This window comes from Gemmiger formicilis (genome assembly GCF_016901605.1).
Lineage (GTDB): Bacteria > Bacillota > Clostridia > Oscillospirales > Ruminococcaceae > Gemmiger > Gemmiger formicilis_B.
Map to the genome: position 1 here is coordinate 1 of NZ_JACJKP010000747.1, position 223 is coordinate 223.

Annotated in this window: 1 protein-coding gene; it reads left to right on the forward strand. The window is 48.9% G+C overall.

Annotated elements, in window-relative coordinates; all coding sequences use genetic code 11:
• On the forward strand, positions 1-223 hold a 223-nt coding region (locus H6B10_RS18235; protein ID WP_243427442.1), incomplete at both ends, for a hypothetical protein.

Below are 223 nucleotides of genomic sequence, written 5' to 3' on the forward strand. Positions count from 1 at the left end.
GCCAAGAGCCGGGATATCCCGGTAGGTCCCGGCCGTGGTTCCGGCGCAGGCAGTCTGGCAGCGTATTGCGTGGGAATTACGGACATTGACCCCATCCGCTATAATTTGATTTTCAAAGTACTCCTGATTTTCCATGCCATCCGGTGCACGGAAGTACGGCAATTTTGTATCGCCAAACGTAAATTCAAAGTTGCATTTTTCTGCAATCTTATTAGTGTTTTCG